Origin of the sequence: Pedobacter sp. UYP30, assembly GCF_040547165.1 — a bacterium.
GTDB lineage: Bacteria > Bacteroidota > Bacteroidia > Sphingobacteriales > Sphingobacteriaceae > Pedobacter.
The window spans coordinates 24,260-50,540 of record NZ_JBEPPD010000020.1; the positions used below are offsets into that span (position 1 = coordinate 24,260).

A 26,281-nucleotide genomic window follows, 5' to 3' on the forward strand; every position below is an offset into this window, starting at 1 on the left:
GAAAAAAGGCATCGCGCCAAAATAAATGCCTAATGTTGCTGACATAATGCCTAGCGATAATTTGTTTTGCTTTTTGTGATTCCCTATAAGAAATAATTTATAGATTTTTTGAAAATCTATACTTTTACTATTTAAACTAATTAGGCGTTTCATCATTTTGTTTAATCGAAATAGGTCCCATTTTTTTTAAATGCTTCACTGAAATTCTTTTACCTAAAGCCATGGATGGTTTTTCTATGTACCTAAACATTAGCCATGAAATTATACAGATAAAACAATAAACCGATAAATCGTAAATAAGATTTAGATATGGATTGCCTTTTACAACGGCGCTTTCAAACAGGCCTATAATGAAAACGCCGATGGGAACGTGAATAAGGTAGGTAGAATATGAAAACTTGCCCAAGTTGCTAAAAATATTACTTCTAATAGAAATAAAGTGACTTAAAAATACAATTGCGGCGCTCGCCAAAGTAACCATTGTGTAGGGGCTAAAATGGAATTTTAAAATCAAGTTGATGCTATTAATAGCAAATAGAATTAAGAATAAAATAACGGACTGAACAGTAGAACTTTTAAAATAATAGTAAATAGATACGCCCATTCCAAACGCCGACCATTGTTCTAAAAAGAAAAGAAATCCGATTTTTTGTGTTGGTAAAACGAGAGCGATTATTGATACGAGTATTAAAAACCCAAGTCTCCACTTTTTATTGACGATTATGGATAGAGCAATGACTAAATAAAAAAACAATTCGAAAGTTAAAGTCCAATACACCCAATTCATGCCGACAATTTTAGTTAGAGGCGAAGTGGTTAACGTCAATGTAGCTAAAATGCTTATAGCATCTTTTGGTATGTTATGAACTGCATTACTGCCAATGTAGATTTTTTGGAATACAGCTGCAAGTAACACAATTAACAAACTAAACCAATAAGCTGGGAAAATTCTGAAAAATCTTCGGGTTAAAAAGTCTTTAATACTTCTTGTGTAATCGGCAGATTGTATAATGAAGTAACCACTAATTACAAAGAAAATCGGTACACCCAGCCATCCATATTTAATGGAGTTGCGGTACCAATTGTCAACATGTGGTATAACTTGATTTAAGTGAAAGAGCACCACAATAAACGCAGCAAAAAACCTTAATATATCAAGCGTAAAATTATGCTTTCTCTGCATTTTTAATTGAGGCCAATCCACCAAACAAGCCACATGCGCCTTGCCAGTTTATATAATTGGTTTTGTTTTTCCATGCTTGATAGGCCACGAAAGATTTCAGTTTTCGCAAAGACAGCGTCCATTTAGGAATCTTATTCCACGGATTAATTCCATGGCTTTCTAAAAGTAATACCCACGATTTATTTGTGTTATTTACAAGTTTGGATATATAGCTACTTGTCATACGTTGTTGTGGTATGATGTGTTTTAGACTCAATTGCGGAAAATAGCCAACTTGCCATCCATCTTTTAAAACTTCAAGAATTATATCATTATCGCCACCAGAAGTTAAGGAACTTCCTATTCTGTCGGTAGTAATATTAACTTCGGTAGCTATTTTTTGTAGGTATTTATCAAGTGCTATTCTTCTTATGCCCATACCTGCACCAATAGGTGAAATTTCAGGATATTCCATTTTCCAGGTTTCTATGATTTCATTTTCGCCCAAATCTCTTAAGGCTAAATTCGTATAAAAATCTTTTAACCAAGGTGGCGGTTTACTTTCAAAAAGCGGAATTGATTTGCCACCAATAGCGCCAAGCTTTTGGTTATTATTAAAAATGATTAAGCAATTATTTAAATAATCCTGATTAAGAATGTTATCATCGTCAACCATCACGATTATTTCTCCCTTTGCTAAAGAAAAACCTTTTAGTCTGCCGTAGGTTAATCCCGGTTTAGGTTCTTTTACAATTTTACTATTTGGATGCCAAGATAAATCCACTTCAACAGGATGTGTTGAATTATTATCGATGATAATAAGCTCCCAATTTTCGAGTTTTAAAGTCTGATTTTTTAATCCACTGATCGTTTTTTGTAAAGTTTTGATCTTTGGATTAAAGGTTGAGATGACGACTGAAATCATATTAAGAAACTCTATAACCTGTAACTTTTGCCGGAACACCGACAGCAATAGAATAGGGCGGTAAGCTTTTAGAGACAACCGATCCAGCACCAATTACACAGCCATCGCCGATGGTAACACCACCTAAAATTTTTGCGCCTGCACCAATCCAAACATCGTTTCCAATCTTTACCGGAAGCAGTAAATCACCTTGAGATCTGATCAAGGTATTTGAATTTGGTATGGTGTGGTTTGAACTTACAATACAGGTGTGCATGGCAATAAGTGTATTCGCACCAATTTCCACCCCACCATGACCGTAAATAATTACATATTCTCCCAAAAAAGTATTTTCATTTACCTTGACCTCGCCACCATAACCTTTTATTACCACGCCTTGCAATAATTCGCAGTTTTTTTCAATGTAAATACTTCCTTTTTTACCATTGTTAAACCCTTTCGAAATAAATACCATTGGTCCTATTTTTACATTTTCTTTAATTGAAATGTCACATAGCCTTAATATTTGAATGTAAAAGAAACTGATAAATTTTAACATATAAACTCTTTAAATATTTTGCTAAAGAAAGTCATCCCAAAATCAGCATCATTCTTGTCCTTAAAATTGACAAATAACATCTTATTTTTGTTCGCATTGTAAAATGTTAAGAATTTAATATTCTTTTTTAATTCTTAATATTTATAAGATTAACTATCACCTTTATCATCATTTCTTTCTCATGAGATTTGCTTTCGGCTATCATTAGGGTTAATGCCACTAAAGCATTACCTGCAATACGTTTCAATCCATCTGGTTTATAGAGAATACTATTCTTGTCGAGAAACCAAACAAATAGATAAGCACCAATTCGTTTATTGCCGTCGGAAAAAGAATGGTTTTTAACTACAAAGTATAGTAGATTTGCTGCCTTCTCTTCAACACTAGGGTATAAATCAATGTTGTCGAAGGTTTGGTATATCGTTGCAATTGATCCTTTAAAAGACTGATCTTTTTCATTTCCAAATAATGAACTGCCACCAAATTTATCCTTAAGATCATATATAGCTTTTTTTGCTTCTACATAATCTATAATAAATAACTCATTTGTTGTAGTTCCTTCAATTTTTAATTCTTGATGATCAAATTTATCGAGAATATCCAAGGCATAAGCATAATCTGTAATAACTTTTAACAGACCAGTGGCTTCGTCAGAATTTAATTTTTTGTTTTCTAAAACATTACTTAATAAGTTTACAGTACTTTTAAGTTCCTTCAATTGTTTTTCTTGTTCCTTAAGCCGGTTTTCATTTATAGCGTATCCTTTTATTAGATATTGTTTTAAAATATTATTAGCCCAAATTCTGAACTGAGTTCCTCTTAATGATTTTATCCGATAACCTACGGAGATAATGACTTCAAGATTAAACGTATTAACCGGTTTATCTGAATTAGCAATATGCAAAATATGCATATTGCTTTTTTCATCTAATTCTCCCTCTTTGAAAACATTTTTAATGTGTCTAGAAATTACTGACTGGTCTCTTTCAAACAGCACTGCCATTTGTGCTTGTGTAAGCCACACCGTGTCATTTTTGAGTTTTACGTCAATAGCTGTGGTACCATTAGATGTTTGATAAATTATAATTGGATCTTCAACCATATTTTTAAAAAGAAAATTTAGAATTACTCATAATTGATTAATATTCTTCCTCTAACATGTAAACGCTTTAAATATTTTGCCAAAAAAATTTATGCCAAAATCAACATCATTCTTGTCCTTAAAATTGACAAATAACACTTTGTGATCTAGTCCACAAATATGCGATAATCTGTAATAGCAGGGCTGAAAGAAGGTATCTTTTTCAAATAATTCTAAAACTTTTGTTCTGGGTTTTGCTAAATAAATGTTACTTAGGCCTGCGCCATGTGGCGCGATAATATGTGTGGCATTTTTTAGTTTGGCTATCGTTTCATCCGCATTGAGTGTTGTTAAATCAACACTTTCAATATTTTTGAATTGTTTAAATATGTGTTCTTCCCAAATTATATTTCTTGAGCCAGAACCTCTTCTTGTAATCCAAATAATTTTTTCAGAGCTAGTTAAAGGTTCTTCATTATCATTTAAACTAAAGGTGTTTTTTAAGGTTACGACACACCAATTATTCAACTGTTGATCATAAATAAGCTTATTTGTAAATAGTAATTGTTCGCATTGATAATGTCCATCGTCATTAGCCCAAATAATTTTTGAGACATCAATATTGGCTTTATTAATCCATTTAAGTTTCCAATCGGTAGCAGGGCCATTAAATAAATAATGGTCTGCACTTTTTAATAGCGGTTTGAATAGAGCTACCTTAGTTAAGGATTCAAAAAGGAAATGGTAAAAACCTCCATCAGCCCCCAAAGAAAGAAAGGAAAATGTAATGCCTTTTAAAAATGTTTTTGGAGATAAATTAAATGCACGTACATAAGGAGAATCTTTAAGGTTTGTAATCCATTCTTTTGATGATTCATCAATAAAACTTCTTTTTTTAATATCATAAGCCAAACCCAATTGCCCAATAATACAACCGTTTGATAAACTATACAGGCACTGTTTAGAGGTTGTAAATATACCTTTGTAGTTGAATCTTAATTGCTCATCTATGTACCGATCCATCTTTTTATGAGGATTTATTATACAAGGTTTAGGATAATGAACGATTGATCCATTTGATACTGTTAATTGAAACGAATTAGATTCTGGTAAATCAATTTCAACTCCAATTTTTGTTGTGTACAAATCCTTAAAACGCTTAATTTTATAGGGGTTTTTGGTAAAACAAATGATTGTTATTTTTTTAAGGTATTTTAAAAACACGATTATGAATGGCTTTTCAACAATAATTTTTTTATAAAAGGTTGAAATTTAATTTCTGTAAAATATGATAAGCCGATGGTTAAAATCACCCAACAAAATAAGCCTATAACAAACAAGGGAATTCCTGTTAAGTGATTACTTAAATATATAGAAAGAAAAAAACCTATCGGGAAATGGTATATATAGATTGCATACGACATTCGGCCCGAAAAACTTATTTTTTCGAAACTGTACGGACTTGATTTAAAGAACAACATTAAAATGCTCAATAAAAAAAATGCTACAACATAAACCCAATTTTCATTCCCTAAAATATCGTGTTTGAAGTATAAAAGTGCAATAATATTAATTGCCGGGATAGCGAAAACGACTAACTTAAGTAAGTTAACATTCTTAAATTTTTTACAGGTTATTTCGATAACAATTAATGCACATATCGGAATAAAAATCAAATCAGGTAAATTAATTTGTCTTTCTTCATCAGAAGATAATTTAATTAATCTCAAAAAGAAGCCTCCAGATTGAAGCTGATAAGTTGCTAAAAGCACTAAGAAATAACCTAAAATGGCTTTTTTATCAAATTTTTCATCAATAGAAATATCTTTTAGACTAGAAATATATAAACCTACCAGCCAAAATCCCCATCCAATTAGTAGTGGATTAATTGCTGTATTTGAATAAAAAATTAAGCATAAAACTACACCGATAAAGGCAGCGTTTAAATAAAAATTATTTGTTTTTTTATGAATTGCCCAAAGACAAAGAAATATTAAATAATAAAAAACTTCGTAACTTAAAGACCATAGTACAGGGTTACTAGAAATGGTTTTTACAAAAAACTCTTGTAAGAATAAAAAGTGACCTAATATTTGCGGTGTTGAGAATAAAGAATATCCAAAGATTATTGAAATGGCCAATGAAATTAAATACATTGGATATAACCTTACAAATCTTTTCTTCAAATAATTTTTTACGTTGTTTAAGTTGAAAGATTCATTAAAATGACTTGCCCCAATAACATAACCCGAAATAATGAAAAAGATAAGTACTGCAATATGCGCAAATTGAATGTGCATAACTGGCCAAAAAAAAGATGCTTTTGATGCGCCAAAAAAGTTGAAACTAAAAACATGAAAAATGGCCACAACAATTGCACATAATCCTCTTAGACCTTCGAGTTTGTTATCGAAAACTTTTATTTTAACTACTTTTTCTGAATGCAAATTTTAATTGTAATAACCGCATATGGACTCTTCCGGATGCAGGTAATATTATTTTGACTAATTTCCAAAGTTTAGAATTATTGTAAGGCACTTTTACGCCACACAGTTCACTTAATTTTAATGCCTGTTTAGCTTTTGGTATATTGCTTGAAATTACAAAAGTGCTCGCTACCTTTTGAGCTTGAATGCCAATTGCTTTCCTTTCTGGTTCAGTACTGAACAAATTATAATACTCATCTAACAGGTTTAACCTAGTTATCCAACCTAAATTTTGATTTTGACTGGCTGTATTTGGATACCTTAACGAATAAGACAACACTTCTTCAACCACATAAAATGAGGCGTTTTTTGAAGCTAATTTAACGTGAAAATCGGCATCTTCCCAAATTCTAATGTTGGTGTTGAAACCATTCGTTTCAATAAATTTGGCCTTTCTATATAATCCATTAATGCCACCGATAGGATTTGATATGGTATATGCTATAGCATTTTTATTGATAAGATTGTGTGAATATTTCCAACTAAATAAAAGGGATTTCGTTTTTGCTTCATACCAATTTACGTTGCAAAGCACAACGTCAAGATTACTTTTGCTTTCGACAATGTTGGCAACTTTATTCAAATAAAATGGGTCAAGTCCATCATCTACATCATGAAAATGAAACCATTCGCAGGTTGATTCATTTGCAAGTGCATTTCTTGCATATCCTGGACCTTTGTTTAACTTGCCTTTAAGGATTTTAAATCCTTTTAACCTTATTTTTTCAAAAGTATCATCGGTACTCGCATCATCATAAAAGATAACTTCATCAAAAAGTTTATCCAAAGCCGAAATGTTTTCAATAAATTGATTTATATATTGTTCTGCGTTATAGCATGGAACAAGGAGCGCATATCGAATACCTGAATTTACTTTTTCTTCATCCAAAAGCTAAAACCTTTGTCATGTGATGTTCTTTTCTGGAAATTTCTATTTCCTAAAATTTCATCAACATTTTTTAACTCATTCTTAATTTTTTGATTGTTGCAAGCTTCATAATATGCGGGATAAAGTATTTTAAAATCCTTTAAGTCATTTAAAATCATTGCGGCAAGTATATACTGTTCTGTCCAAAGCTGAGGTGATACATTTTCCTCATAATCGTAAGGCAAGTAAATATCGTGAATGTGAATAACGACTCCAGATGGAAGGGAAGGCAGCAATTTAAAGAAAAAAGCCATTGTGTCATTACCTTGAAAAACATAGTGAGATCCATCCATAAATAAAAAATCGCCTTTGCTTAATTGAAACATGTTTTCTTCTAAAGCTTCTTCTAATGGCATATTAAAAATCGAATTGGCTACTTCTTTAATATCAACCCGAGGAAAAGGATCAATACAAATTACATTGGTTTTTAGATTATATTTTTGCTTAAAAAAGTTAATATATCTTGTTGAAATGCCCGAACCTATTTCTATCAGTTGCTTGGGTTTAAAGTTTTGCATCATTGCACTTAAAATGGATGCATCAAAAACTCCGAAAAAATAATTATCTAAATAGGGGAGGGTTGCGTTTGTTTCGTCTTTTGATAAATCTAATAATTGAGGTATTTCTTTAAGGATGTCAGTTTCGAAAATATGGCCATCATTACATTTGATAAATGTTTCCATTTTTTTTGTAACCGCTGTAGAAAAAGAACTGATACCGGTTTTTGAATTATAGATTGGAAAATATGTTCTTAATAAGTTCGTTCCAAAACCTGAAACATTACTCTTATCAAAAATTAACCAAGCATTTTTACTTTTAATTATTTTATTAAATAAAACCAACTGCGTTTTAAAGTAGATTTTATTATATATAAAAAGTAGATGTCTAATGATTTTTTTCAAAGAGCTGATTTATTTTAAGGCGAACGCGATGTACGAGATTTATCGTTTTCCAATTGTGAACTGGTCCATGCGCATTTTTGTTACAAATTAACAAGTGGTCGTTATGCCATGCTTCTTTCATTTTTGGATCGGAAGTCTTCGCATCATCATGAATGTTTGCAACAGAAAGAACTTCCTTTATCTGGGTTTTTTTATTTCCTTTAACAATCCGCAACCATAGTTCATAATCGAGTGAACAGCTTAAATCTTCCCAAATAGGTTGATGTATGTCATTTGCCCAAAAGCATGATGGCTGGGGAAGTGTTGGCAATCTTAACGTGTAATCCAACAAACGAATGGTTTTGTTCAGCTTTTTAAAACAATTTTGTTTAACTAGAAATTCGCGTGCGTAGCCATAAACAAAACGAGCTTGGGTATGCTCGAACTTTTCTACTACTTTTTTTAAGGTTTTTGGTAAATAATAATCATCGCTATTAATCCAAGCATAATAATCTCCAGAAGCTATGCTAAAACCCTGATTGATTGCATTTCCTTGTCCGCCGTCTTTTTCACTTTGCCAATAACTAATCCACGGACTGTATCTCTCTAAAATTTCTTTAGTATGATCCGTACTTCCGCCATCGATTATAATGTATTCTAAATTTGGATAATTCTGTAATAAAACAGATCTTATGGTTTGTTCAATAAAATTACTCTGATTGTAGGATGGTGTTATGATGGTTATTTTTGGCCAATTTATTTTCTCATTATAAATAGCAGGATTGGTTTCTTCATTCCAAGGCCAACCATTTTTATCAACCTCAGGCAGATATTTTATCAGTCCATCTTGTTTAAATTCGACAATTGGTAACGGCAATAACAATCCTTTTTTTTGGAACGATGCTTTATAATGTTTTAAATCTGGTAAGGTAATGTTCAATTTTTTATTTTAAAATTTATGTGTTTTTGCCAAGTCTCTGGCTCGTGCTTTTCAAAGGCATGGCAACCAAAAGGTAATTTTCCCTTCATTTCTAATAGTAAAGCTGATGGTGATTCTTCTATAGAGAATCTTAGTGCAATTTGATCAGAAGGAAGCCTGAAAAGTGGATGTAGTAGATTTCCCCAATATTTAAAAAAACCATCTTCATTATTTGCACCCCATTTAACAACAGATTTTTTTAACGTTTTAAGTAACCGATAACAACTTTTAGTTTTTCTTAAAGAAAATCCACCATTACCTACATTACTAATTTTTCTTTGGGTTTTAAGAAATCGATTTGTTAAGCAAATTAGTGAAGAATAACTTTTTAAGAATTGTATCTCGCCTGCATTGTTTTTATGTGGTTGATGTGGTGCGCCGATGAAATCAAAATTCTGATTGCACCAATATAAAAGCTCATCTTTAAAAACGTAAGCATCTAATTGATAAATTAAAAGGAATTTATAACTCAAAAAGCCTTTATAAAAGTCAGTAGATAACATCAAACTATTGTAACCACTTATCCCTGAGAAATAAATATCATCAAATAATTTTATGTCAAAATCGATGTGATGTTGTTCGCAAATTTCTTGGTATTTGCTAAAGTTCAATTCTTTAGGGCCAATAAAGATGATTTTATGCTTATCTAAAACGGTTAAACATTGTTTTAGCGAAAGTACTTCAATATCACTTGGCGTAACTTTGTATATGGGAATGACAACTACAACCATATTACTCATTCTTTAGAAATAGAATTCCTTTTATCCTTTTAAAAATAGATTTCGTTCTATTGTAAAAGTGTTGGTATTGAGGTTCCAACAAAATCGTATAACGCTCATACTGGTCTGCCTTTTTATTTATGCCAATAACCTTAGGATGTTTAATTTCTCCAATTTCGAATTGTTCCATAGCAGATTGACTCGAATTGGTATTGTGCGTATGCGTGGCCTGCGAGCCAAATCCAATATTAGAAATTAAATTTCTCCAAGGTGTGATACAAATGCCCTCATTTTTCCACATCCAGTACATAAATTGATAATCCCAAGCATCCAAGCCGCTTATAATCATGTTCATATTGTTGCGCCACATTTTTTGCTCACGCTTATTCTTAAATGTTTTGCCGATGACGGTTTCTCTTTCTTGCTCGCACTCTTGCTTGAGGTCAAAATTATATTCCGTCCAGGCTCTTCGCCAAGTTGCCCAACCCCAAACATGTGGATATTTTGAGAAGTAGTATGTGTCTTTTTCTAATGATGTCGGTTGAAAACTTGTTCCAGAAATCATTTTTATATTTTCGTTTTTTTTATACCTAGCAAGTAAATCTGCACAGAAGGTAAAAAAACTGATGTTTGGAACACAATCGTCTTCTAAAATTATTCCTTCTTCTACATGCTCAAAAAACCAAGTGATTGCAGTGGCGGGTGCTAATCCACAACCTAGATTTACTTCGCTAAATAAAGTTTTAATTTCACATTCCCAATCTATTTGATCAATAATTGCTCTTGTTGCTTTGCAAAGCTTAATGTCTTGCTCATGGTTATTTCTTGGCCCATCGGCAGCGATAAAAAACTGTTTTGGTTTTTGTTTTTTAATCTCATCAAAAACCTGTTGTGTTTGATTTGGCCGATTAAATATTATGAAGAGGATGGGAGTGTCGTACACTTTAACGATTGACTTTTTTCTTAGAAATTCTAATTTCTATAGCAGAAAATATTGACTAAACAATCCATGTTTGAGAACATTTCTTGTCCAAAAAACGGATTGGGTTTGGGACAAGATTCTTGTATGTAATACCTAAATCCTGCATTTTTAATGTGCATTAATATCTCATCTAAACATTGCGATTCATTTAAAAATGAATGATATTCTAAAAATAGAAATTCTACTTTTTTTAACTCTTCAGCTATATCAGGAATAAGCTCTTTTTCATGTCCTTCTATGTCTATTTTTAAAAAAGTTATAGCTTGGTATTTTTGTAAGAATGATTTTAACCGTATCGCTTCAACTTTTATATGTTGATTACTTTCGTCATTACTTAATTTGCCAGAATGTCCGCCTTCTACATTAAAGTTTAAAAAGCCATCAGTGGTTGATACTGCTTTGTTTAAGCAGGTTACATTTTCCAATTGGAAGGATTGAATGTTTTTCTGCATGGCGTTAAAAATTCTGGGATCCGGTTCGAATGCAATTACTGTAGCATTTGGATATTTCTTTTTCAAATAGATGGTTGCCAAACCAATATTTGCCCCACAATCTATCATTATAGGATTTGGATTTTTGGTTTCGAATTTGTAAACTTCATCTCTAAATATCTCTAAATAGGATGCAATAAAAGTGGTATTGTCAACAACATTTAAATTGATATCCATAAATGTAATCTCGGTTCCCTCAAATCGCTTTAAAGCCGTTAACTTGTCTTGATCTTTGTAAGAAATATCCTTTACAATCAGCGGTCGCCGATATATTTTTTTTAACTGATTTTTAATTATTGATTTGAGTAAACTCATAAATTTTTAAACTGATTTTTAACTACAGCCATAGTTTTTAGTTAATGGACTATTTTTTCTAATAATTAAATAATCTACACATGTTCATGCTTTCTTATATGTTTTTTTATTACTTCTAAATAGGCATCTCCAAATTTTTGATCTGGCTCAATATAATTGCCTTCCGCCCATTCGTTCCATGATTTTATGAAGATTATTCTTTTTTCTTTTGGTCTATCCTTAATTATCTCTATTGCACTTAATAAGTGTTTCTCGAAAGCAGATGGCGTAGAATTTGTAAAAATCATTGCATTACTTCCCGATCTGGGAGAATTATCCCAATTGGGTATGACGCAAGGGTAAAAATCGTATTTTTGTTTTTTTTTTGGGATAAGCAAATTAACGATATTGCCATAATTATATGTTTGGATAGGTTTTTTCGTAACTAGTTTATGCAATTTTGATAACCAAGCACGTTTGATAACCTGATTTTTATATTTCGCAAAGAGTATATTTTTATGTTCGTGTAGACCTCTATATAAATTCCCGTGTAGTATTAAATTAACAGCATCGCAACCATGTTCTCTTGGATTCCAATCTTCTGTTCCAACGTTGGCTATAATATATATCCCTTTTAACCCATTTTCTAAAGATAACCTTCTAAACAAATTTGTAAATTCAATAATATCTGGAATTTGTTCAGGCGCATTGATTACAAATAATGGTTTATCGTCAATCCTAATATATCTTGGATCCTTAAATGCTTTAAGTAAATAATAAAAATGATTGGTGTAATCTTCTATTCCAGGATATTTTTGTTCTATTAAAATTTCTTTTGGACTGCCATGCCAGATTCCTGTCCATGTTTCATTGGCCCAACCTAAGCAGAATGGAAAATCAGGTTCGCCAGACTCAAGTACCTCATTAAATGGGCGTTCTAAAATTTTTTTACCATTGCCGAACCAGTAATGCCAATAGCAAAACCCTTCAATTCCACTTGTTCTGGCTAAATCTGCTTGAGCTTGCCTAACTTCAGGTACACGCAAGTCGTAAAAACCAAGGTCGGCAGGCAGTCGAGGCTGTTCATGTCCCTTAAAAAGTGGTTTTGCCTTTGCAACATTAGTCCATTCGGTAAAACCTTTTCCCCACCATTTATCATTCTCAGGGATTGGATGATATTGAGGAAGATAGAATGCAATTGCTCTTAGATTATTTTCTTTAGACACTCTTGGGCTAATTTTTTAATAAATATTGTTTTAGTTTCAAAAATATTGGTGGAATAAAATCCTTTAGGTAATCTTTCAATTCTTTTTTATTCGGAATTTCTATTTTCCTAAGATTATGTTTTGCTATCAATTGAAAAAAACTTTCATCTAAAAGCTTTTGATTTCTCATCATACTACTATTATGTAGCCGAATAAGTGTAAGCGCCTTTTTTTCGTAAAAATGATGGAATGTAAAACCTGCAAGTGAACATCTAATATGAAAATCCCAATCTTCAAGGGCAGTTAGAGATTCATCAAAATTGCCTACTTCCTTAAATAGGGCTATAGGATATAGTGGAGCTGAAATAACAAAAGGGTTTCTGAGTCTTATAACTTCTTTTTGACTAACCAAGCCATCTTCCTCCTTAAGTTCGACATGTGCAATGAAATTATCTCTTCCGAGAATTTTGAGGTCATTTGGAAAGCCATCTTCAAAGTACCTCATGCTTGAGTAATAGACGATATTTGGATCTTTCTTTTGATGATAGAGATTTAATGTTGCTTCTAATTTATTTTTTTCCAATAAATCATCAGAATCTAACAGCTGTATGAATTCTCCTTTTGCATTTAAAATACCGGTATTTCTCGCATTTGACAAGCCTTTGTTCGATTGAAACAAATAGATAAATCTATTGTCTTTTTCGGTGAACTGCTTTGCAATGCGCTCTGTGTCATCTGTTGAACCGTCATTTACCATAATACATTCCCAATTTGAATAGCTTTGGCATAACACCATTTTCAGCGTCTCTTCTAAAAATATAGCCTGATTATAGCAAGGAACAATTATGGAAATTAAATTCATTTTAATAAATTATAAATCTGAGCATGTTAACAATATTTGTTTTTTTCGGTATTGTGGGAAAAAGAAATTATCCGAAAAGTGATACCAGTTGAAAAATCGCCTTCTTATTAAAAGATGTTGGTTTTGCGAATGCTGTTTTGATAAACAAAGAAATTAATATATTTTTTGATTTAAAATACTTGATGAAAAATTCTAAGCATCTAGAGTGAAATTTATTATTAAAAATTAACCATTTTATTTTGTTAAATAATGGTTGACGCACTTGCTGGGTATTGTAACTCTCGAAAATATCTTTATAGACGTAAAAAATCGGTTCTTCTAAATTTTTGCTTTCAAACGTTGACTGATTGGTATGTATTCTATAATAAAATAGTCTGTCTTCAATAGATTTAAAGGTGTAATTTGCAATTATCAATTTTAACCAAAGATGGTAATCTTCGGCATTTTGAATATTCTTAGTTTCATTAAAATAATTTACACTTTCGATTGCCTTTTTCTTTACCAAAACAGAAAGAATTGGTATTTGATTGTGCTTGATAAATTCGTCTATGTTATTAATGTTCCAAAGAGCTTTAATAGTTACATTCAAATTCGAGATTTCATCGTTTTTTAAATTATATCCTTGAGAAAATATTAAATCTATGTTTTCATTTTTTGATAATATTTCATGCTGAACGGCAAGTTTATCGCTTGTCCAAGTATCATCAGCATCTAAAAAAGCAATATAATTGCCAATACTATTTTTTATTCCTAAGTTTCTCGCTTTGCCCTGCTTGCCGTTTTTTTGATAAAAGTATTTTATCCTAATATCAGAATTGCTGAATGCTTTAATGATTTCTGCTGTCTTATCTGCCGAACCATCATCAACAATAATTAATTCCCAATTTTTGTAAGTTTGGTTTATTACGCTTTTAATACTTTGAGTGATGAACTGCGCTGCATTATACGCAGGCATAATGATAGATATTAAATCTTTGTCCATTCTTTTGGCACAATATCTATAGGCGTTTTGGCAAACCAGTTTTTTGGGGCAATTATTTTTTTATCAGGGTTATTATTTAGCCAAGCCGCCCACCAACTATAACTGCTATTTGCGATGATGTTGTGTTTGCAAATACTCATTAAGTACATATCTTCCCAATCTTTAATATGTTCATTAGATACAATGGTAAAGTTTTTAAGGAACTTAAAATTTTGTCTGCACCAATCGGGCTCGTCTGAGAATATATAGTAATGTACATTGTTATTAGTTTCCTCTATCATTTTTATTGCCGACTGATAATAGGAGATGGGTAGTAAGCCATGAAAGGCATTTATAGCCGGTTTCAAATAATCGCCTCGCCTAATATGGATACTCACCGCATTCGTATCTGAACTAATTTTTTTCTCGACAGCTGTATTTGCTTCTGAAACTTGCTGAAAACTAAAATCTGTTAAAAGTTGGTCTCTTATTTCTGAAAAATAGTTTTCGTTTTGAAAATATCCATCCATATATAGATGTGAGAATTTTAAACTTTTAAAGTCTATCCATTCATTTAATTCTGATTGATAGACCGAAACAATTCTTTGGGAAATTATATTTTTTAATGGATACTTGTTTTTTAATAACCAAGTTAAAAGTTTACTTGCTTTATTTAGGTTTATATTTTCAAAAATCGAAAGTGCTAATTTTCTATTTGTAAAAGATTCATTTGATTGAGTTTTTTGTTCAAGAAAGGAAGTGTCGAGATAAACTTTTGAGTGCGAAGCAACACTTTTAGCCGTTGCATATTGAAACATTTGGTTACCTAATCCGCCTTGAAGTTTAACGATGATCATTTAAATTTTGATGAACCAAAAGCAACCGCACCCGTAATTTTGTTTTTCCCCTTCTTCTAAAGTTGCGTTGTCTATAAAATCGTTTGAATCTGTTACTAAAGAAAAGTTTTCAAGTTTGAAACCTTCAAATAGATCAATTATCATATTTGGGGCGTAAATTCGATGGGCATTAAAAGCAATTCTCGGTCGGCCAACAGGAACAACAAATAATAAATTCCCTGTAGGTTTAACAACTCTTTTTAATTCGTTAATTGCTTTAACATCTCCATCAGGGTCAATAGGGTCGCCATATCTTCCCAATCCAATATGCTCTACGGTATGCATACAAGAAATACTTTCAATGCTGTTTGTTTCAAAAGGAAGTTTAGTTAAATCTGCTTGTCCGGACGTCAATTCACTGAGATTCAAATGTGCTGGTCTAAAGTCATAAAATTCCACAGGAACAAACGCAGATAAAATACTGCAAAAGTGTAGTGTTGACGAGATGTCAATATGCTTTTCGGGGTTTATTTGTTTAACAATCCTAGCCGCCCAAGCGGGATGATAAATGTAATGCGCATCGAAGTTTGTAGTTTTTGTATTGTCCGATAGGCAAGGGTATATATCTTCCCAATTACAAGAAAGTTTTTTTTGATTGTCAATTGAGTTGAAATGATCAAAGTCTGTTTTGAAACTTATATCAATGTTATTTTTTTGTGTAAATCCTTTGATCGTAGTCCTTAAAACTCTGTATATTTTCTTTAACATTTATATTCCCTGTGTCTCCCAAATGTCTTTCGATACAAAAATTGAGTTTATATAGGTATCAGCGTAAAGTAGGTAATCGTTCTCCTCGACGAATTTAATGAGCTCTTCATTTTTAATTCCTTTTCCTGAGCTCGAAAAGGATAATGTTTCTACGCAAATGACCTTTGGCTTATTTGAATAGTCAATACTCTTAATTACCAATTCATCAATTCCCTCTGCATCTAATGAAAGAAAATCTGGGAATAGGCCATTATTGTCAATAATTATTTTCTGTATCGTACTAATCTTAACTTTTTTTATCTCTCTAACAAAATACTCTCCCTCGTTTTTATATGAATTTACTTGCTCTAAAGAGAAGGTGTTTAAGGTTGGAACATTCATGATATAGAAATCTATAGTTTCATAGGTATCTCCAATCCCAATGTTCAAGTTAATATCCTCTTTTCTATGTAAAGGAAATTGTTGAAACAAATAGGGGTCAGGTTCAATATTTATTCCTCTACACCCTTTTTGATAAAACAGCGCAGTATTGCTTAAATAGAATGGGTCGTGTGCTCCAATATCCAAATAACTCGGTTTAAAGATTCCAAGCTGGTTAAAAATAAATTCTACTATTACATCTTCACCGCATTGAGAATAGGAAAGCTTCCCGGGGATATCTTTTTTATTTTTTATTACCAGTCGATGAAAACGATTCTTTATTTTAGTTATCAAAATCTCTTTTTAAAATATTAATATTCATTGGGTTTAAAAGCAATCCCGTTCCCGTTGTTCTTATTATACTTTTATCAATCTGTGGGTATAGCGTATCGGAAACTGTAAATGAAGCGACATTCTCTAAATAATGTATACTTCTTTCATAGGATGATAAACCAACAGTGAGCAAATAGGTATCACTTGCTAAGATTAAAGTAGTCTCTTTAAATACGGCCGTATATTTTCCAATTTCAAAATCTTGCTCTTTACTCCAAGAAGTGCATATGTTAACTTCTTTACTATTGGTTATTCCTATTGCTATAATAAAGTGTTTAACGGGTTTTGTTATGGTAAATTCTACAGCAATTTGCCAAGGCATCCCAACGGGTATTTCCATTACTAAATTTCCATTGACATCCTCTATTCGTAATTGTGTTGCATAACCTTGTAGCTCACTGGCGTTGTTGGGCAATTGTATGTTGTAAATAGATTCTGAAGCTTTGCTCACTGCTAAGTAGTTGTCAATAGCTTTATTAACCGAGCCATTGTACGTCATCTTTCCACTATTTAACAGTATAGCTGAGGTACACAGCTTTTGGATAGAATTCATATTGTGGCTTACAAATAACACCGTTCTACCTTCACCTTTACTCACATCATTCATTTTCCCTAAACACTTCTTCTGAAATTCTGCATCACCAACAGCTAATACTTCATCTACAATTAAAATTTCTGATTCGAGATGTGCAGCAACCGCAAAAGCCAACCTAACATACATGCCAGAAGAGTATCTTTTTACGGGCGTATCGATATACCGTTCAATTCCTGCAAAATCTACTATTTCGTCTAGTTTGCGTTGAATTTCTTTTTTGCGCATACCTAAGATTGCACCATTCAAAAAAATATTTTCTCTACCACTAAGTTCTGGGTGGAAACCTGTACCAACTTCTAATAAACTTGCAATCCTGCCTCTTCCAGAAATTTTCCCTGTAGTAGGGGCAGTAATTTTGCTTAAAATTTTAAGTAGGGTACTTTTTCCTGCACCATTTCGCCCAATAATTCCTACCGCATCGCCTTGTTCAATTTCGAAATTAATGTCTTTTAAACTCCAAACAATGTCTGTTTTACTTTTAGTATTTTGATCATTGGTTTCGCCAATTTTTAAAAAAGGATCTTCCTTTCCCCGTACACTTGCGTACCATCTTGCTAAATCATTGCTAATTGTTCCGGTACCAATTTGTCCGAGTTGATAAGCTTTGGAAAGGTTTTGTACTTTAATGGCTGTTTTCAAGAGGGTTAGGGGTTAGGGAGTGGTTAGGGGTTAGAAAGGAGTTTAGGGGTTAGAAAGGAGTTTAGGGGTTAGAAAGGAGTTTAGGGGTTAGAAGTAGGTTAGCGGTTAGGAAGGGGTTAGTTTGCGGTTAGGGGTTAGGAAGTGGTTAGAGGTTAGCGGTTAGGAAGGGGTTAGTTTGCGGTTAGGGGTTACCAGGTTAGAGGTTAGCGGTTAGGAAGGGGTTAGGTTTTAAAATACTTTGATATAACTATTATTTTCTTATCTCTAACCATCTAAACTCTAAACGGCTAACCTCTAACCTCTAACCTGGTAACCTCTAACCTCCTAACCTCTATCCGCTTTTTAACTGTGAATTTCTCAAACCGCTTAATTTAACGGTAATAATCTCAATCTTTTCTCTTTGCAAAATGTAATCTTCCTCTGTTATATAATTTAAGTCGAGTGCTGCGATTAAATGGCTTAATGTTTCGAGGGTTGTTGTATAAGCCATGTTAGTATAATGAGCTTTATCTTTTGGGGTGATTTTTCCAGAACCTTCAGCAAGGCAAGCACCAATGCTGCTTGATGACCTCTTGATTTGACTGGTCAAGCCAAACATTTCTTCTTTCGGGAACTTCGCAGTTAGAAGATAGATGTCTTTTCTAAAGGTCATCGACAATTTCCAAACATCAAGTTTTTCAAAAGAATATACATGCATAATTATTTGATATAAGTCTAACCCCTAACCAACTAACCCCCTAAACTCTAACCCTCTACCCCCTCTAAACGTTATCCACAAAAGTTCTCTCCGTTTTATTGAAGATCACAATTCCCAATAATAACAAAACTGCCGTTACCAATGTAGAGTAACCTAAACTGACCCAGCTGAAACTACCTTCGCCCAAAAAACCATATCTAAAGGTTTCTAATATTGGCGTGATGGGATTGTATTGCACTACCCAGCTGTATTTAGGGTATTTCTCTATGGCGGTTGATAAAGGATAAATTACGGTTGTTCCATACATCAATAATTGTACTCCAAAACCGACTAAAAAAGCCAAATCTCTATATTTTGTTGTCATGGAGGAAATGATCATTCCCGTGCCCAATCCTAATAGTGCCATAAGAATAACTATGAACGGGAATAAAAATATAGCAACAGATGGATGAAAATTTGCACCCGAGAAATAATAATACAAAAGAAGTATGATGAAGAGCACCATTTGAACTCCAAATCGAATGAGATTACTCGCCACAATACTTAAGGGAACGATGAGTCTAGGGAAATATACTTTGCCAAATATTCCTGAATTATCCCTAAAAACGGTAGAAGTTTTAGTTAGGCAATCAGAAAAGTAATTCCAAGCCGTAATTCCCGCCATGTAAAACAATGGCTTGGGCAAACCATCTGTAGAAATACCAGCTAAATTCCCGAATACGAAGGTAAAGATTGCTGTGGTAAACAGCGGCTGAATGAAGAACCACAACGGCCCCAATATCGTCTGTTTATAAAAAGATACAAAATCTCTCCTCACAAACAACAATAGAAGATCTCTATAAGCCCATATTTCGTTTAGTCTTAGGTCGAATAAGGAGGACTTGGATTCGATTGTCCAATCGTGTTCGTTCTCTTCTGTCAAAATTTAAAAATTTGTAGTTTTTTCATAAATGAAGCGAAGCGTGTTTTTTGGATAGTAATTCCAACACGTTGTTTTTATAGATCGTATAACTGAAATGGTCGATACACTTATCTTGGATCATTTTAGCATTTGCTTCTTTCTTCTTGTTTTTTAAGAATTTGAGTATGGAAGCTTCCATTTCGCTTAAATCAGCTGGATTGATAAGGATACCAAGATCTCCATTTAATAGAGCATCTGTACTACCATCTTGATTGCCAGCCATAACCGTACAGCCGCAGGCTGCGGCTTCGATAAAAACAATTCCAAAACCTTCTTTTTTACTTGGCATAATAAAAAGGTCGGCAAGTAAAAAGTAATCTGCAAGTTCATCATCCGAAATAAAATCTAACAACAATACCTGCTCTTGCAACTCATTCTTTTTAATAAGTGTTAAAATTCGTTTCTTTTCTTTTACATCGCATTTGCCAGCCAATACATATTTTAAATCTGGAAAAGTTGGCAAGATATTTTTTAACGATTCGATTATTAAATCGTAGCCTTTATACAACTCATCAGACGATAATCGGCTTACCGTTAAAAGTACTGGTTGTTGCTTTTCTAAGAGATGTCTTTTTAAGAGATAAGTTGGTTTTTCAAAGGTTGTGGGTAATTTGAAAAAGGGGTCTAAACAATTGTTGAGTACCACAATTGATTTCTTATCGATATGATGGTTTTCTATTAAAGCCTTTGCTGTAAAATTGCTAACCGCCCAAATCTCTACTTGCTTCCGTAAAAAATTAGTTTTCCATTTACTAAGATCTCGCCATACTTCTATGCCATGTGCTATTAATATTATTCTTTTCTTCGGCGAAAATTGCTTGATTAAAACGGCAATAATCAGCAAATTTATATGGCTTAGTATAATGGTTTCACAAGTTAAAGCTTCTCTAAATGCCATTATAGTAAAGCGTAATTTGTTAGATTCGAAACCTAAAAAATTTTCTGCAGCACAATATCTCAAATCTAAGTCGCTAGTTTTATCGCAAAGCGACAGCATTTTAAAAGAACGATTACTTTCTACTTTGTCGCCTAGGTTATTATCATTTAGCACTTTAGTGAGTATTTTGCTCACTTTTTCGATGCCACCAGTTAGACTAAATGTTTTGAGGGTTAATAAGAGCATTTTAATTGAAAATAAATTGCACGTATTTTTATTTATTTATTAAATAAAGTGCTAAAGCTTTAGACCAATGTACTTTCCCAATTTTAAAATTATCAAAAACTACGTTTGCGGCTTGGTTGCTTGTTTCAACTTTATCGAAGAAATTATTGTTTTTTAGCCATAATTCAAATGGGAAACTAAAGCCCATTTTCGGTCTGTTCCAAATGGCTTTGGGTAATAAATTTTTAAAACTATCTATGAGTAGGGGTTTCTGCCTCGAGCCGTAAAATTTAACATTACTAGCAAAGGTTTGCAAAAGTTGTATCAAGTCTTGATCTAAAAAAGGAACACGTACTTCAATACCATGCTGCATACTCATTGCATCGGTGTCTTTTAGCAGCTGGTTTTGCATAAATAAATTCATTTCCATCCAACTTGCTTTCTCTTTAGGATTAAGATCGATGGGTGCGTGTACATCAATTGATTGTAGAATTTTATCAACATGTGTTAAAGAACAGCCTAACAAGCTGGCAATTTCTATAGGGCTAAATATGCCTCGTAAAAAAAGGTATTGCCCGATGGTATTTTTATAGCTGAGATAATAAGCTCTTTTAAAAATTTCTCCTTTAAACCTGTTGCCTTGTCTTAAAATAAAACTTGGAAGTTGGGAGAGTAGATTAACAAATTTCATTCTTTTAAATGATGGATAGCCACCAAATAACTCGTCTGCACCTATGCCAGATAATACTGCCTTTAATCCTTTCTCTTTTGCAAAGTAATTTACAAACCAAGAGTTTATACCATCTGTACTAGGTTGGTCCATTGCATTTAATGCCCGTTCGAAATTAGAATTAAAAATATCAGCTGTTATTTCAAATTGTGAGTGATTTCCACCAATGCGCTCCAAAATAATGTCTTGATATATTTTTTCAGAAAACTGAGCTTCTTTAAAGTTGATGGAGATCGTATTTAGATCTTGTTGTTTACCCTGTGCAGATTTAATATCATTTGCCAACAAAGTGATGATACTGCTATCTATACCTCCACTCAAAAAAACACCTATTGGCGCGTCAGAGATTAGTTGCTTTTCTACAGAATGTCTTAAAGTAGCAAATACCGCATCAATTGCTTGATTTCTGTTCGCATCTATTTTTTTTGTAGGAGGCAGGTTGTAGTTTTTAATATCAAATAAACTTTCTTTATGATCCCAAACTAAATAGTGCGCTTTGGGCAGCATAAGCAGATCAGCAAAGGTGGTAAATGGCTCTGGAATATGGCCAAAAGCCAAAAAGTAGATTTGCCAATCAGGATTTTCTTTAAACTGATAGTTAGCCGTTTTAAAGGCTTTAACCTCTGAGGCAAATAGCAGTTTTTTGTTTTTACTGTAGTAATAAAGTGGTTTTATGCCCGATTTATCTCTTACCAAATAAGTTTTTTTGTTGATGCCATCGTAAAGCGCAAAAGCAAACATGCCGTTAAATTTATTAAAGCATTCAATTCCCCAAGCTTTGTAACTTGCTAAAATAACTTCTGTATCGGTTTTTGTGGAAAATAAAAATCCTTCTTCCTTTAATTGATCTTTGAGTTCTAGGTAATTATAGATTTCGCCATTAAAGGTAATTACAAGCTCATTGTTATTGTAAAACATGGGTTGATGACCACTTTTTGATAAATCTAGGATTGCCAGTCTCCTATTGCCGAAAGCAAATTTTTCTTGCTCATTATAATAAATACCATCGTCGTCCGGACCGCCATGCGCCATACTATCGCACATAGATTTTACATCAAGTTGAATTTGATTGTTTGTTTTATCTAGTACACCTGCTATTCGGCACAAAGGAAGGTTGGGTTTAAGGTTAAGGTTAAGGTTGAGATTGAGATTGAGGTTGAGACCGAGCCCGAGGCGAAGGCCTAGGTTAGACTCTTTATTAATTTGTTGAGTTCAAAATGAATTTTCTCGTTCATAATTATCAGTTGCTCTACTTCATCTTCAGAAAAGTATTTTACGTTTTGACCATAAATTAATTGGTTCTTTGACTCTAATAACGAGCCTCTAACCCATCACATAAAATCGTTTTTTATCCATTTTTGTTTCTCGTCCGAATCCTTCTGCAAGATTATCAGACACAGAAACTGGAGGTCTTCGTATTTGTGATGTCAGCGCGTAATCTTCCTGTTTTGGTAAGTTTAAAGTTAGGGAGAATATTTTAACAGCATAATCCATTTCTAACTTCAAAACGGGCGTTTCTGTAAAATTGTAATACATTTTCGTCGAGGTCGAGTTAAGCCTCAACTTCCCGCAGCTTCGCCCACTCAGTCACATTTTAATTAAAAAAATAACCGATCAATTCTTTTGATAAGAACCAAATTCACGCTCTTTAAAATCAAAGAGAATGAATCTAATAAAAGTAACAATAAGGGAAAAAATATTTAAGTATAATAAAATTTCCCTTGTTAGTAATAACGATATAACTATACCTAAAAACGCGCTACAAATGCCGTAGAAGTATTAATGTTAATCGCTACACCCATATTTTCTAAACGTAAAATTAAACGTTGTTTACTGCGTATTGAAACAGTTTCTGCCATCATACCCTTAAACGGCCCAGCCTTAACAATTACTTTTTCCCCGGGCTGTATGTCAAACTCCAATACTTCCAACTCAGAATCAGTTGCCAATAATAATTTCAAATCCTCTATCTGTCTTTCGGGCATTGAAGCAACTTTGCCAGAAAAATACAGAAATCTAACAATGCCATTTATCATTAAAACCTCGGCAAACTCTTTTGTCGAAATATACACAAACAGATAAGATTTTATTAAAGGTTCTTCAACAATTTTCTTGCGATCACTCCATTGCTTAATCGTCTTTTTTAAAGGCAGATAGGTTGTAATGCCTTTGTCTAGCAACTCTTGGTTCGCTTTTTTCTCCGCTCTAGAACGCGTATAAACTGGATACCACTTGTAATTTACATCTACCATTACGAATAAAATTTTAGAGTTTTAAGCTTATCCCTTTCTAAAAGTAACTAGGTTAAACTCGACGCTTCCAAAATTTCCACCATTTTCTGTCTTCATTTTCGTAATACCCGCTATTGTTATACCCATTATAATTAGAGTAATAGTATGTGCCAGATCCACTCTGAGTATAGTTGCTGGTATGTATGTTTGAGTGTAATAGCTCATTAGTGAAAGAATTTAGTATGATAGAGATATTATTTAAAGCAAATTCTTTAGATAACCGTTCGGGTACAGATGCGGCGCTGAATTTCGAAATGCCAGACCGGATAATAAAGAGATTGATGTCTGCTTGGTTAATAATCGGAATGGAATCTGAGACTAAACCAACTGGAGCAGTATCTAAAATTACATATTCATAGCGTTTTCTTAACTCTTCGATAAGTACCCTCATCTTATTGCTGTGTAGCAATTCTGATGGATTTGGAGGCACAGGCCCAGAGGTTATATAATCGAAAGTGTAGTCCTTGTCGCGATTAATTATTTCATCGAGATCAGACTGTGCAGATAAATAGGTGCTTAGACCTCTGATGTTATCAGCACCAAAAGCTTTATGTAATTTTGACCGCCTTAAATCAGCAGCAATCAGAATTACTTTTTTATCTATTATACTTAAGGTTCCGGCTAAATTTAAACTTACAAAAGATTTCCCCTCGCCTGAAATTTCTGAAGTAACACAAATTATTTTGTTTTCCTTGTCGGAGGCTAAAAAACTCAAGTTTGTTCTAACGGATCGAACGGATTCTGCAAAAATAGATTTTGGTTGGTCGAGGGCTAAAATCTGTTTACGCTCACCATTTTTTTTGCGATCGTACTTTAAAATTACCCCGAGAATAGAGATGCTTGTTAGCCCTTCTACAGTTTCCACATCGTAAATGTAGGGGTTCATCAATCTAACTAAAACAATAAGGCCTAAACCTGCCAAAATGCCGCCAATAAAATAGGAAGAATAAATTTGACCAGCTACAGGAGAAATGGGGCTAAATGAAGGTTGGGAGTCATTGATCACATTTGCACCAGGAGTAACTGCTGCGGATGTAATTTGGGCAGCTAGTTTTTTCTCAAATAACAAAGAAAACATTTTTTGGTTTATATTGTAATTGTTCTGCAGTTTAGCAAAATCGTTCTCTTTAGCCGGAAGTTGGCTCAAAGACCCACTCACTTTATTCAATTCGCCATTAACTAGGTTAATGGTTTTTTTGTTACGTTGCTTAAGCGCACTGATATTGCCATTAATAAGCTGTTTGATGTTTGCTATTTGATTGTCTAGCTGCTTAATTGGGGCAGCGTCTGCATTAAATTGGCTTAATTTAACTTCTCTATTGGCAATAACTCCGTTCAGCTGCGAAATTAATATGGGTAAACCTAAACTTGTAATGCCGTCAATATTTAAATTTAGCCTTATTTTTTCCTTATTATTCTTAACCTGTTCTTCTAACTGTTCTATAGAAAACTTTTGGAACTCCAATTCTGTGCGCTGCGTTTGTAAGGCCGTAAGTTTGCCAATATTAAACTGCTTGTCTGTAACTGGATCACCAATGGTGCTCTCGGAAGAGAAATTGGAAAGCTTTTTTCCTGATTGATCAACCTGCTTGTTTAAAAAATCTATTTGGCTATCTAAGTATGCAATCGTCTGCTTGGCAGATCTTTTCTTCTGCTCTGCATCATTAATAATATATTCTTGAATGATAGCATTTAGGATATCTGAAGAAAAGACAGGATTAATATCAGTGTGGGTAACATTCATGATATTACTATATTTTTCTGCTTCAGAAATATTTAGTCCGCCGGCTGCACGACCATAAAAATCTTCCTTTGCATTAAATTTGAAGCTATAATTTCCCTTATCTGGAATATTGCTTTTAATGCTGAATATCATATTGCCCAATGCAATATTCTGATTATATTTAAACTTTAGTTTAGTTTCTGGATGATCACTAGAAATTAGCATAAAACTAGTGTTATCAATTGGCTCTACGGAGTAAGTTGCTCGGCTAAAATTAAGACTATCTTGAGAAATGATTGCGATTTTGAAAGGGATAGATGGGTAAAGTTCTGAGGTGAGCACTCTTCCTTTAAGAAAATACGATATTTTATAGTTTAAATGTTCAATAGCTTTATAAATTACATTTTGAGAACGCATTACGGTGGCCTCAGTTTGTATATTGCTTTGATAAAATCGGCTATAACTGCGCATACTAGGGTCAGTAGAAGCGTCAGATTGTGACTCGTCTAATTTTAATGAAGCGCCCGTTGTGTACATTGGAGGTATGGTGCGGATATAGAGCCATGCGGCAGTTAAACTAATAATTACGCAACCTAAAATCCAGTACCATCTACTAAGAAAAATTCTTAAAACCTTCCAATAGTTTAACTGCTGATTTACGAGAATACTTTTAATGGGTGGAGTATCCATAA

General features: G+C 33.0%; 26 protein-coding genes. All 26 read right to left on the bottom strand.

Going from position 1 to position 26,281, the window contains the following annotated elements:
• Positions 1-136 precede the first annotated feature (136 nt).
• The 26 genes from ABIB40_RS17445 to ABIB40_RS17570 all read right to left on the bottom strand — a co-directional run bounded on the left by ABIB40_RS17445 (position 137) and on the right by ABIB40_RS17570 (position 26,279).
• Complete coding sequence (locus tag ABIB40_RS17445) at positions 137-1,183, bottom strand: acyltransferase family protein (RefSeq protein WP_354360681.1); 1,047 nt, start codon at positions 1,181-1,183, stop codon at positions 137-139.
• Positions 1,167-2,087 carry a glycosyltransferase gene (locus tag ABIB40_RS17450; RefSeq protein ID WP_354360682.1) on the bottom strand — a complete coding sequence of 307 codons (921 nt, stop codon included), beginning with the start codon at positions 2,085-2,087 and terminating at the stop codon, positions 1,167-1,169. The genes ABIB40_RS17445 and ABIB40_RS17450 overlap by 17 nt, the downstream gene beginning before the upstream one ends.
• A 1-nt stretch (position 2,088) precedes the next feature.
• Entirely contained in the window at positions 2,089-2,625 is a 537-nt protein-coding gene (locus ABIB40_RS17455) for an acyltransferase (protein ID WP_354360683.1), read from the bottom strand.
• Positions 2,626-2,752: 127 nt separating this feature from the next.
• Positions 2,753-3,727, bottom strand: coding sequence for a virulence RhuM family protein/type II toxin-antitoxin system death-on-curing family toxin (locus ABIB40_RS17460; RefSeq protein WP_354360684.1), 975 nt, complete (start codon positions 3,725-3,727; stop codon positions 2,753-2,755).
• Between the two features lie 51 nt (positions 3,728-3,778).
• Positions 3,779-4,930 carry a glycosyltransferase family 61 protein gene (locus ABIB40_RS17465; protein ID WP_354360685.1) on the bottom strand — a complete coding sequence of 384 codons (1,152 nt, stop codon included), beginning with the start codon at positions 4,928-4,930 and terminating at the stop codon, positions 3,779-3,781.
• A gap of 2 nt (positions 4,931-4,932) precedes the next feature.
• Positions 4,933-6,153 (bottom strand): acyltransferase family protein, encoded by a 1,221-nt coding sequence (locus ABIB40_RS17470; protein WP_354360686.1) that lies wholly within the window; start codon positions 6,151-6,153, stop codon positions 4,933-4,935.
• Positions 6,131-7,081 carry a glycosyltransferase family 2 protein gene (locus ABIB40_RS17475; RefSeq protein ID WP_354360687.1) on the bottom strand — a complete coding sequence of 317 codons (951 nt, stop codon included), beginning with the start codon at positions 7,079-7,081 and terminating at the stop codon, positions 6,131-6,133. The genes ABIB40_RS17470 and ABIB40_RS17475 overlap by 23 nt, the downstream gene beginning before the upstream one ends.
• Positions 7,063-8,022: a class I SAM-dependent methyltransferase gene (locus ABIB40_RS17480; protein WP_354360688.1), complete on the bottom strand. Its 960-nt coding sequence runs from the start codon at positions 8,020-8,022 to the stop codon at positions 7,063-7,065. The genes ABIB40_RS17475 and ABIB40_RS17480 overlap by 19 nt, the downstream gene beginning before the upstream one ends.
• Positions 8,006-8,941, bottom strand: a complete 936-nt coding sequence (locus ABIB40_RS17485) for a glycosyltransferase family 2 protein (RefSeq protein WP_354360689.1) — start codon at positions 8,939-8,941, stop codon at positions 8,006-8,008. Before ABIB40_RS17485 ends, ABIB40_RS17480 begins: the two co-directional genes overlap by 17 nt.
• Positions 8,938-9,720: a DUF5672 family protein gene (locus ABIB40_RS17490; RefSeq protein ID WP_354360690.1), complete on the bottom strand. Its 783-nt coding sequence runs from the start codon at positions 9,718-9,720 to the stop codon at positions 8,938-8,940. The genes ABIB40_RS17485 and ABIB40_RS17490 overlap by 4 nt, the downstream gene beginning before the upstream one ends.
• Positions 9,713-10,642: a nucleotide-diphospho-sugar transferase gene (locus ABIB40_RS17495; protein WP_354360691.1), complete on the bottom strand. Its 930-nt coding sequence runs from the start codon at positions 10,640-10,642 to the stop codon at positions 9,713-9,715. The genes ABIB40_RS17490 and ABIB40_RS17495 overlap by 8 nt, the downstream gene beginning before the upstream one ends.
• Before the next feature lie 29 nt (positions 10,643-10,671).
• The gene (locus ABIB40_RS17500; protein ID WP_354360692.1) at positions 10,672-11,487 is read right to left on the bottom strand and encodes an FkbM family methyltransferase; all 816 of its coding nucleotides are present in this window, start codon (positions 11,485-11,487) and stop codon (positions 10,672-10,674) included.
• Positions 11,488-11,561: 74 nt separating this feature from the next.
• Entirely contained in the window at positions 11,562-12,692 is a 1,131-nt protein-coding gene (locus tag ABIB40_RS17505) for a glycosyltransferase WbsX family protein (RefSeq protein ID WP_354360693.1), read from the bottom strand.
• A gap of 7 nt (positions 12,693-12,699) precedes the next feature.
• Positions 12,700-13,533: a glycosyltransferase family 2 protein gene (locus ABIB40_RS17510; RefSeq protein WP_354360694.1), complete on the bottom strand. Its 834-nt coding sequence runs from the start codon at positions 13,531-13,533 to the stop codon at positions 12,700-12,702.
• Positions 13,534-13,600: 67 nt separating this feature from the next.
• Positions 13,601-14,515: a glycosyltransferase family 2 protein gene (locus ABIB40_RS17515; protein ID WP_354360695.1), complete on the bottom strand. Its 915-nt coding sequence runs from the start codon at positions 14,513-14,515 to the stop codon at positions 13,601-13,603.
• Positions 14,500-15,351 carry an alpha-1,2-fucosyltransferase gene (locus ABIB40_RS17520; protein WP_354360696.1) on the bottom strand — a complete coding sequence of 284 codons (852 nt, stop codon included), beginning with the start codon at positions 15,349-15,351 and terminating at the stop codon, positions 14,500-14,502. The genes ABIB40_RS17515 and ABIB40_RS17520 overlap by 16 nt, the downstream gene beginning before the upstream one ends.
• The gene (locus tag ABIB40_RS17525) at positions 15,352-16,098 is read right to left on the bottom strand and encodes a DUF268 domain-containing protein (RefSeq protein ID WP_354360697.1); all 747 of its coding nucleotides are present in this window, start codon (positions 16,096-16,098) and stop codon (positions 15,352-15,354) included.
• A complete protein-coding gene (locus ABIB40_RS17530) occupies positions 16,099-16,812 on the bottom strand; it encodes an FkbM family methyltransferase (RefSeq protein WP_354360698.1) in 714 nt (237 codons plus the stop codon).
• A complete protein-coding gene (locus ABIB40_RS17535; protein WP_354360699.1) occupies positions 16,802-18,085 on the bottom strand; it encodes an ABC transporter ATP-binding protein in 1,284 nt (427 codons plus the stop codon). Before ABIB40_RS17535 ends, ABIB40_RS17530 begins: the two co-directional genes overlap by 11 nt.
• Before the next feature lie 331 nt (positions 18,086-18,416).
• Positions 18,417-18,782 carry a four helix bundle protein gene (locus ABIB40_RS17540; protein ID WP_354360700.1) on the bottom strand — a complete coding sequence of 122 codons (366 nt, stop codon included), beginning with the start codon at positions 18,780-18,782 and terminating at the stop codon, positions 18,417-18,419.
• A gap of 64 nt (positions 18,783-18,846) precedes the next feature.
• Positions 18,847-19,704: an ABC transporter permease gene (locus ABIB40_RS17545; protein WP_354360701.1), complete on the bottom strand. Its 858-nt coding sequence runs from the start codon at positions 19,702-19,704 to the stop codon at positions 18,847-18,849.
• Positions 19,705-19,726: 22 nt separating this feature from the next.
• The gene (locus ABIB40_RS17550) at positions 19,727-20,866 is read right to left on the bottom strand and encodes a glycosyltransferase family 4 protein (RefSeq protein ID WP_354360702.1); all 1,140 of its coding nucleotides are present in this window, start codon (positions 20,864-20,866) and stop codon (positions 19,727-19,729) included.
• A 28-nt stretch (positions 20,867-20,894) separates the two neighbouring features.
• Positions 20,895-22,682 carry an asparagine synthase (glutamine-hydrolyzing) gene (asnB, locus tag ABIB40_RS17555; RefSeq protein ID WP_354360703.1) on the bottom strand — a complete coding sequence of 596 codons (1,788 nt, stop codon included), beginning with the start codon at positions 22,680-22,682 and terminating at the stop codon, positions 20,895-20,897.
• Positions 22,683-22,898: 216 nt separating this feature from the next.
• On the bottom strand, positions 22,899-23,111 hold the full coding sequence (locus tag ABIB40_RS17560; protein WP_354360704.1) for a four helix bundle protein: 213 nt from the start codon (positions 23,109-23,111) through the stop codon (positions 22,899-22,901).
• A gap of 212 nt (positions 23,112-23,323) precedes the next feature.
• Complete coding sequence (locus ABIB40_RS17565) at positions 23,324-23,827, bottom strand: UpxY family transcription antiterminator (protein ID WP_354360705.1); 504 nt, start codon at positions 23,825-23,827, stop codon at positions 23,324-23,326.
• Between the two features lie 52 nt (positions 23,828-23,879).
• Positions 23,880-26,279 (bottom strand): GumC family protein, encoded by a 2,400-nt coding sequence (locus ABIB40_RS17570; RefSeq protein ID WP_354360706.1) that lies wholly within the window; start codon positions 26,277-26,279, stop codon positions 23,880-23,882.
• Positions 26,280-26,281: the final 2 nt, after the last annotated feature.

Coding starts and splice junctions, on each gene's coding strand:
- ABIB40_RS17445 (WP_354360681.1), bottom strand. CDS start 1,183: ATGCAGAGAAAGCATAATTTTACGCTTGATATATTAAGGTTTTTTGCT.
- ABIB40_RS17450 (WP_354360682.1), bottom strand. CDS start 2,087: ATGATTTCAGTCGTCATCTCAACCTTTAATCCAAAGATCAAAACTTTA.
- ABIB40_RS17455 (WP_354360683.1), bottom strand. CDS start 2,625: ATGTTAAAATTTATCAGTTTCTTTTACATTCAAATATTAAGGCTATGT.
- ABIB40_RS17460 (WP_354360684.1), bottom strand. CDS start 3,727: ATGGTTGAAGATCCAATTATAATTTATCAAACATCTAATGGTACCACA.
- ABIB40_RS17490 (WP_354360690.1), bottom strand. CDS start 9,720: ATGAGTAATATGGTTGTAGTTGTCATTCCCATATACAAAGTTACGCCA.
- ABIB40_RS17500 (WP_354360692.1), bottom strand. CDS start 11,487: ATGAGTTTACTCAAATCAATAATTAAAAATCAGTTAAAAAAAATATAT.
- ABIB40_RS17510 (WP_354360694.1), bottom strand. CDS start 13,533: ATGAATTTAATTTCCATAATTGTTCCTTGCTATAATCAGGCTATATTT.
- ABIB40_RS17515 (WP_354360695.1), bottom strand. CDS start 14,515: ATGGACAAAGATTTAATATCTATCATTATGCCTGCGTATAATGCAGCG.
- ABIB40_RS17520 (WP_354360696.1), bottom strand. CDS start 15,351: ATGATCATCGTTAAACTTCAAGGCGGATTAGGTAACCAAATGTTTCAA.
- ABIB40_RS17525 (WP_354360697.1), bottom strand. CDS start 16,098: ATGTTAAAGAAAATATACAGAGTTTTAAGGACTACGATCAAAGGATTT.
- ABIB40_RS17540 (WP_354360700.1), bottom strand. CDS start 18,782: ATGCATGTATATTCTTTTGAAAAACTTGATGTTTGGAAATTGTCGATG.
- ABIB40_RS17550 (WP_354360702.1), bottom strand. CDS start 20,866: ATGCTCTTATTAACCCTCAAAACATTTAGTCTAACTGGTGGCATCGAA.
- ABIB40_RS17560 (WP_354360704.1), bottom strand. CDS start 23,111: ATGTATTACAATTTTACAGAAACGCCCGTTTTGAAGTTAGAAATGGAT.
- ABIB40_RS17565 (WP_354360705.1), bottom strand. CDS start 23,827: ATGGTAGATGTAAATTACAAGTGGTATCCAGTTTATACGCGTTCTAGA.
- ABIB40_RS17570 (WP_354360706.1), bottom strand. CDS start 26,279: ATGGATACTCCACCCATTAAAAGTATTCTCGTAAATCAGCAGTTAAAC.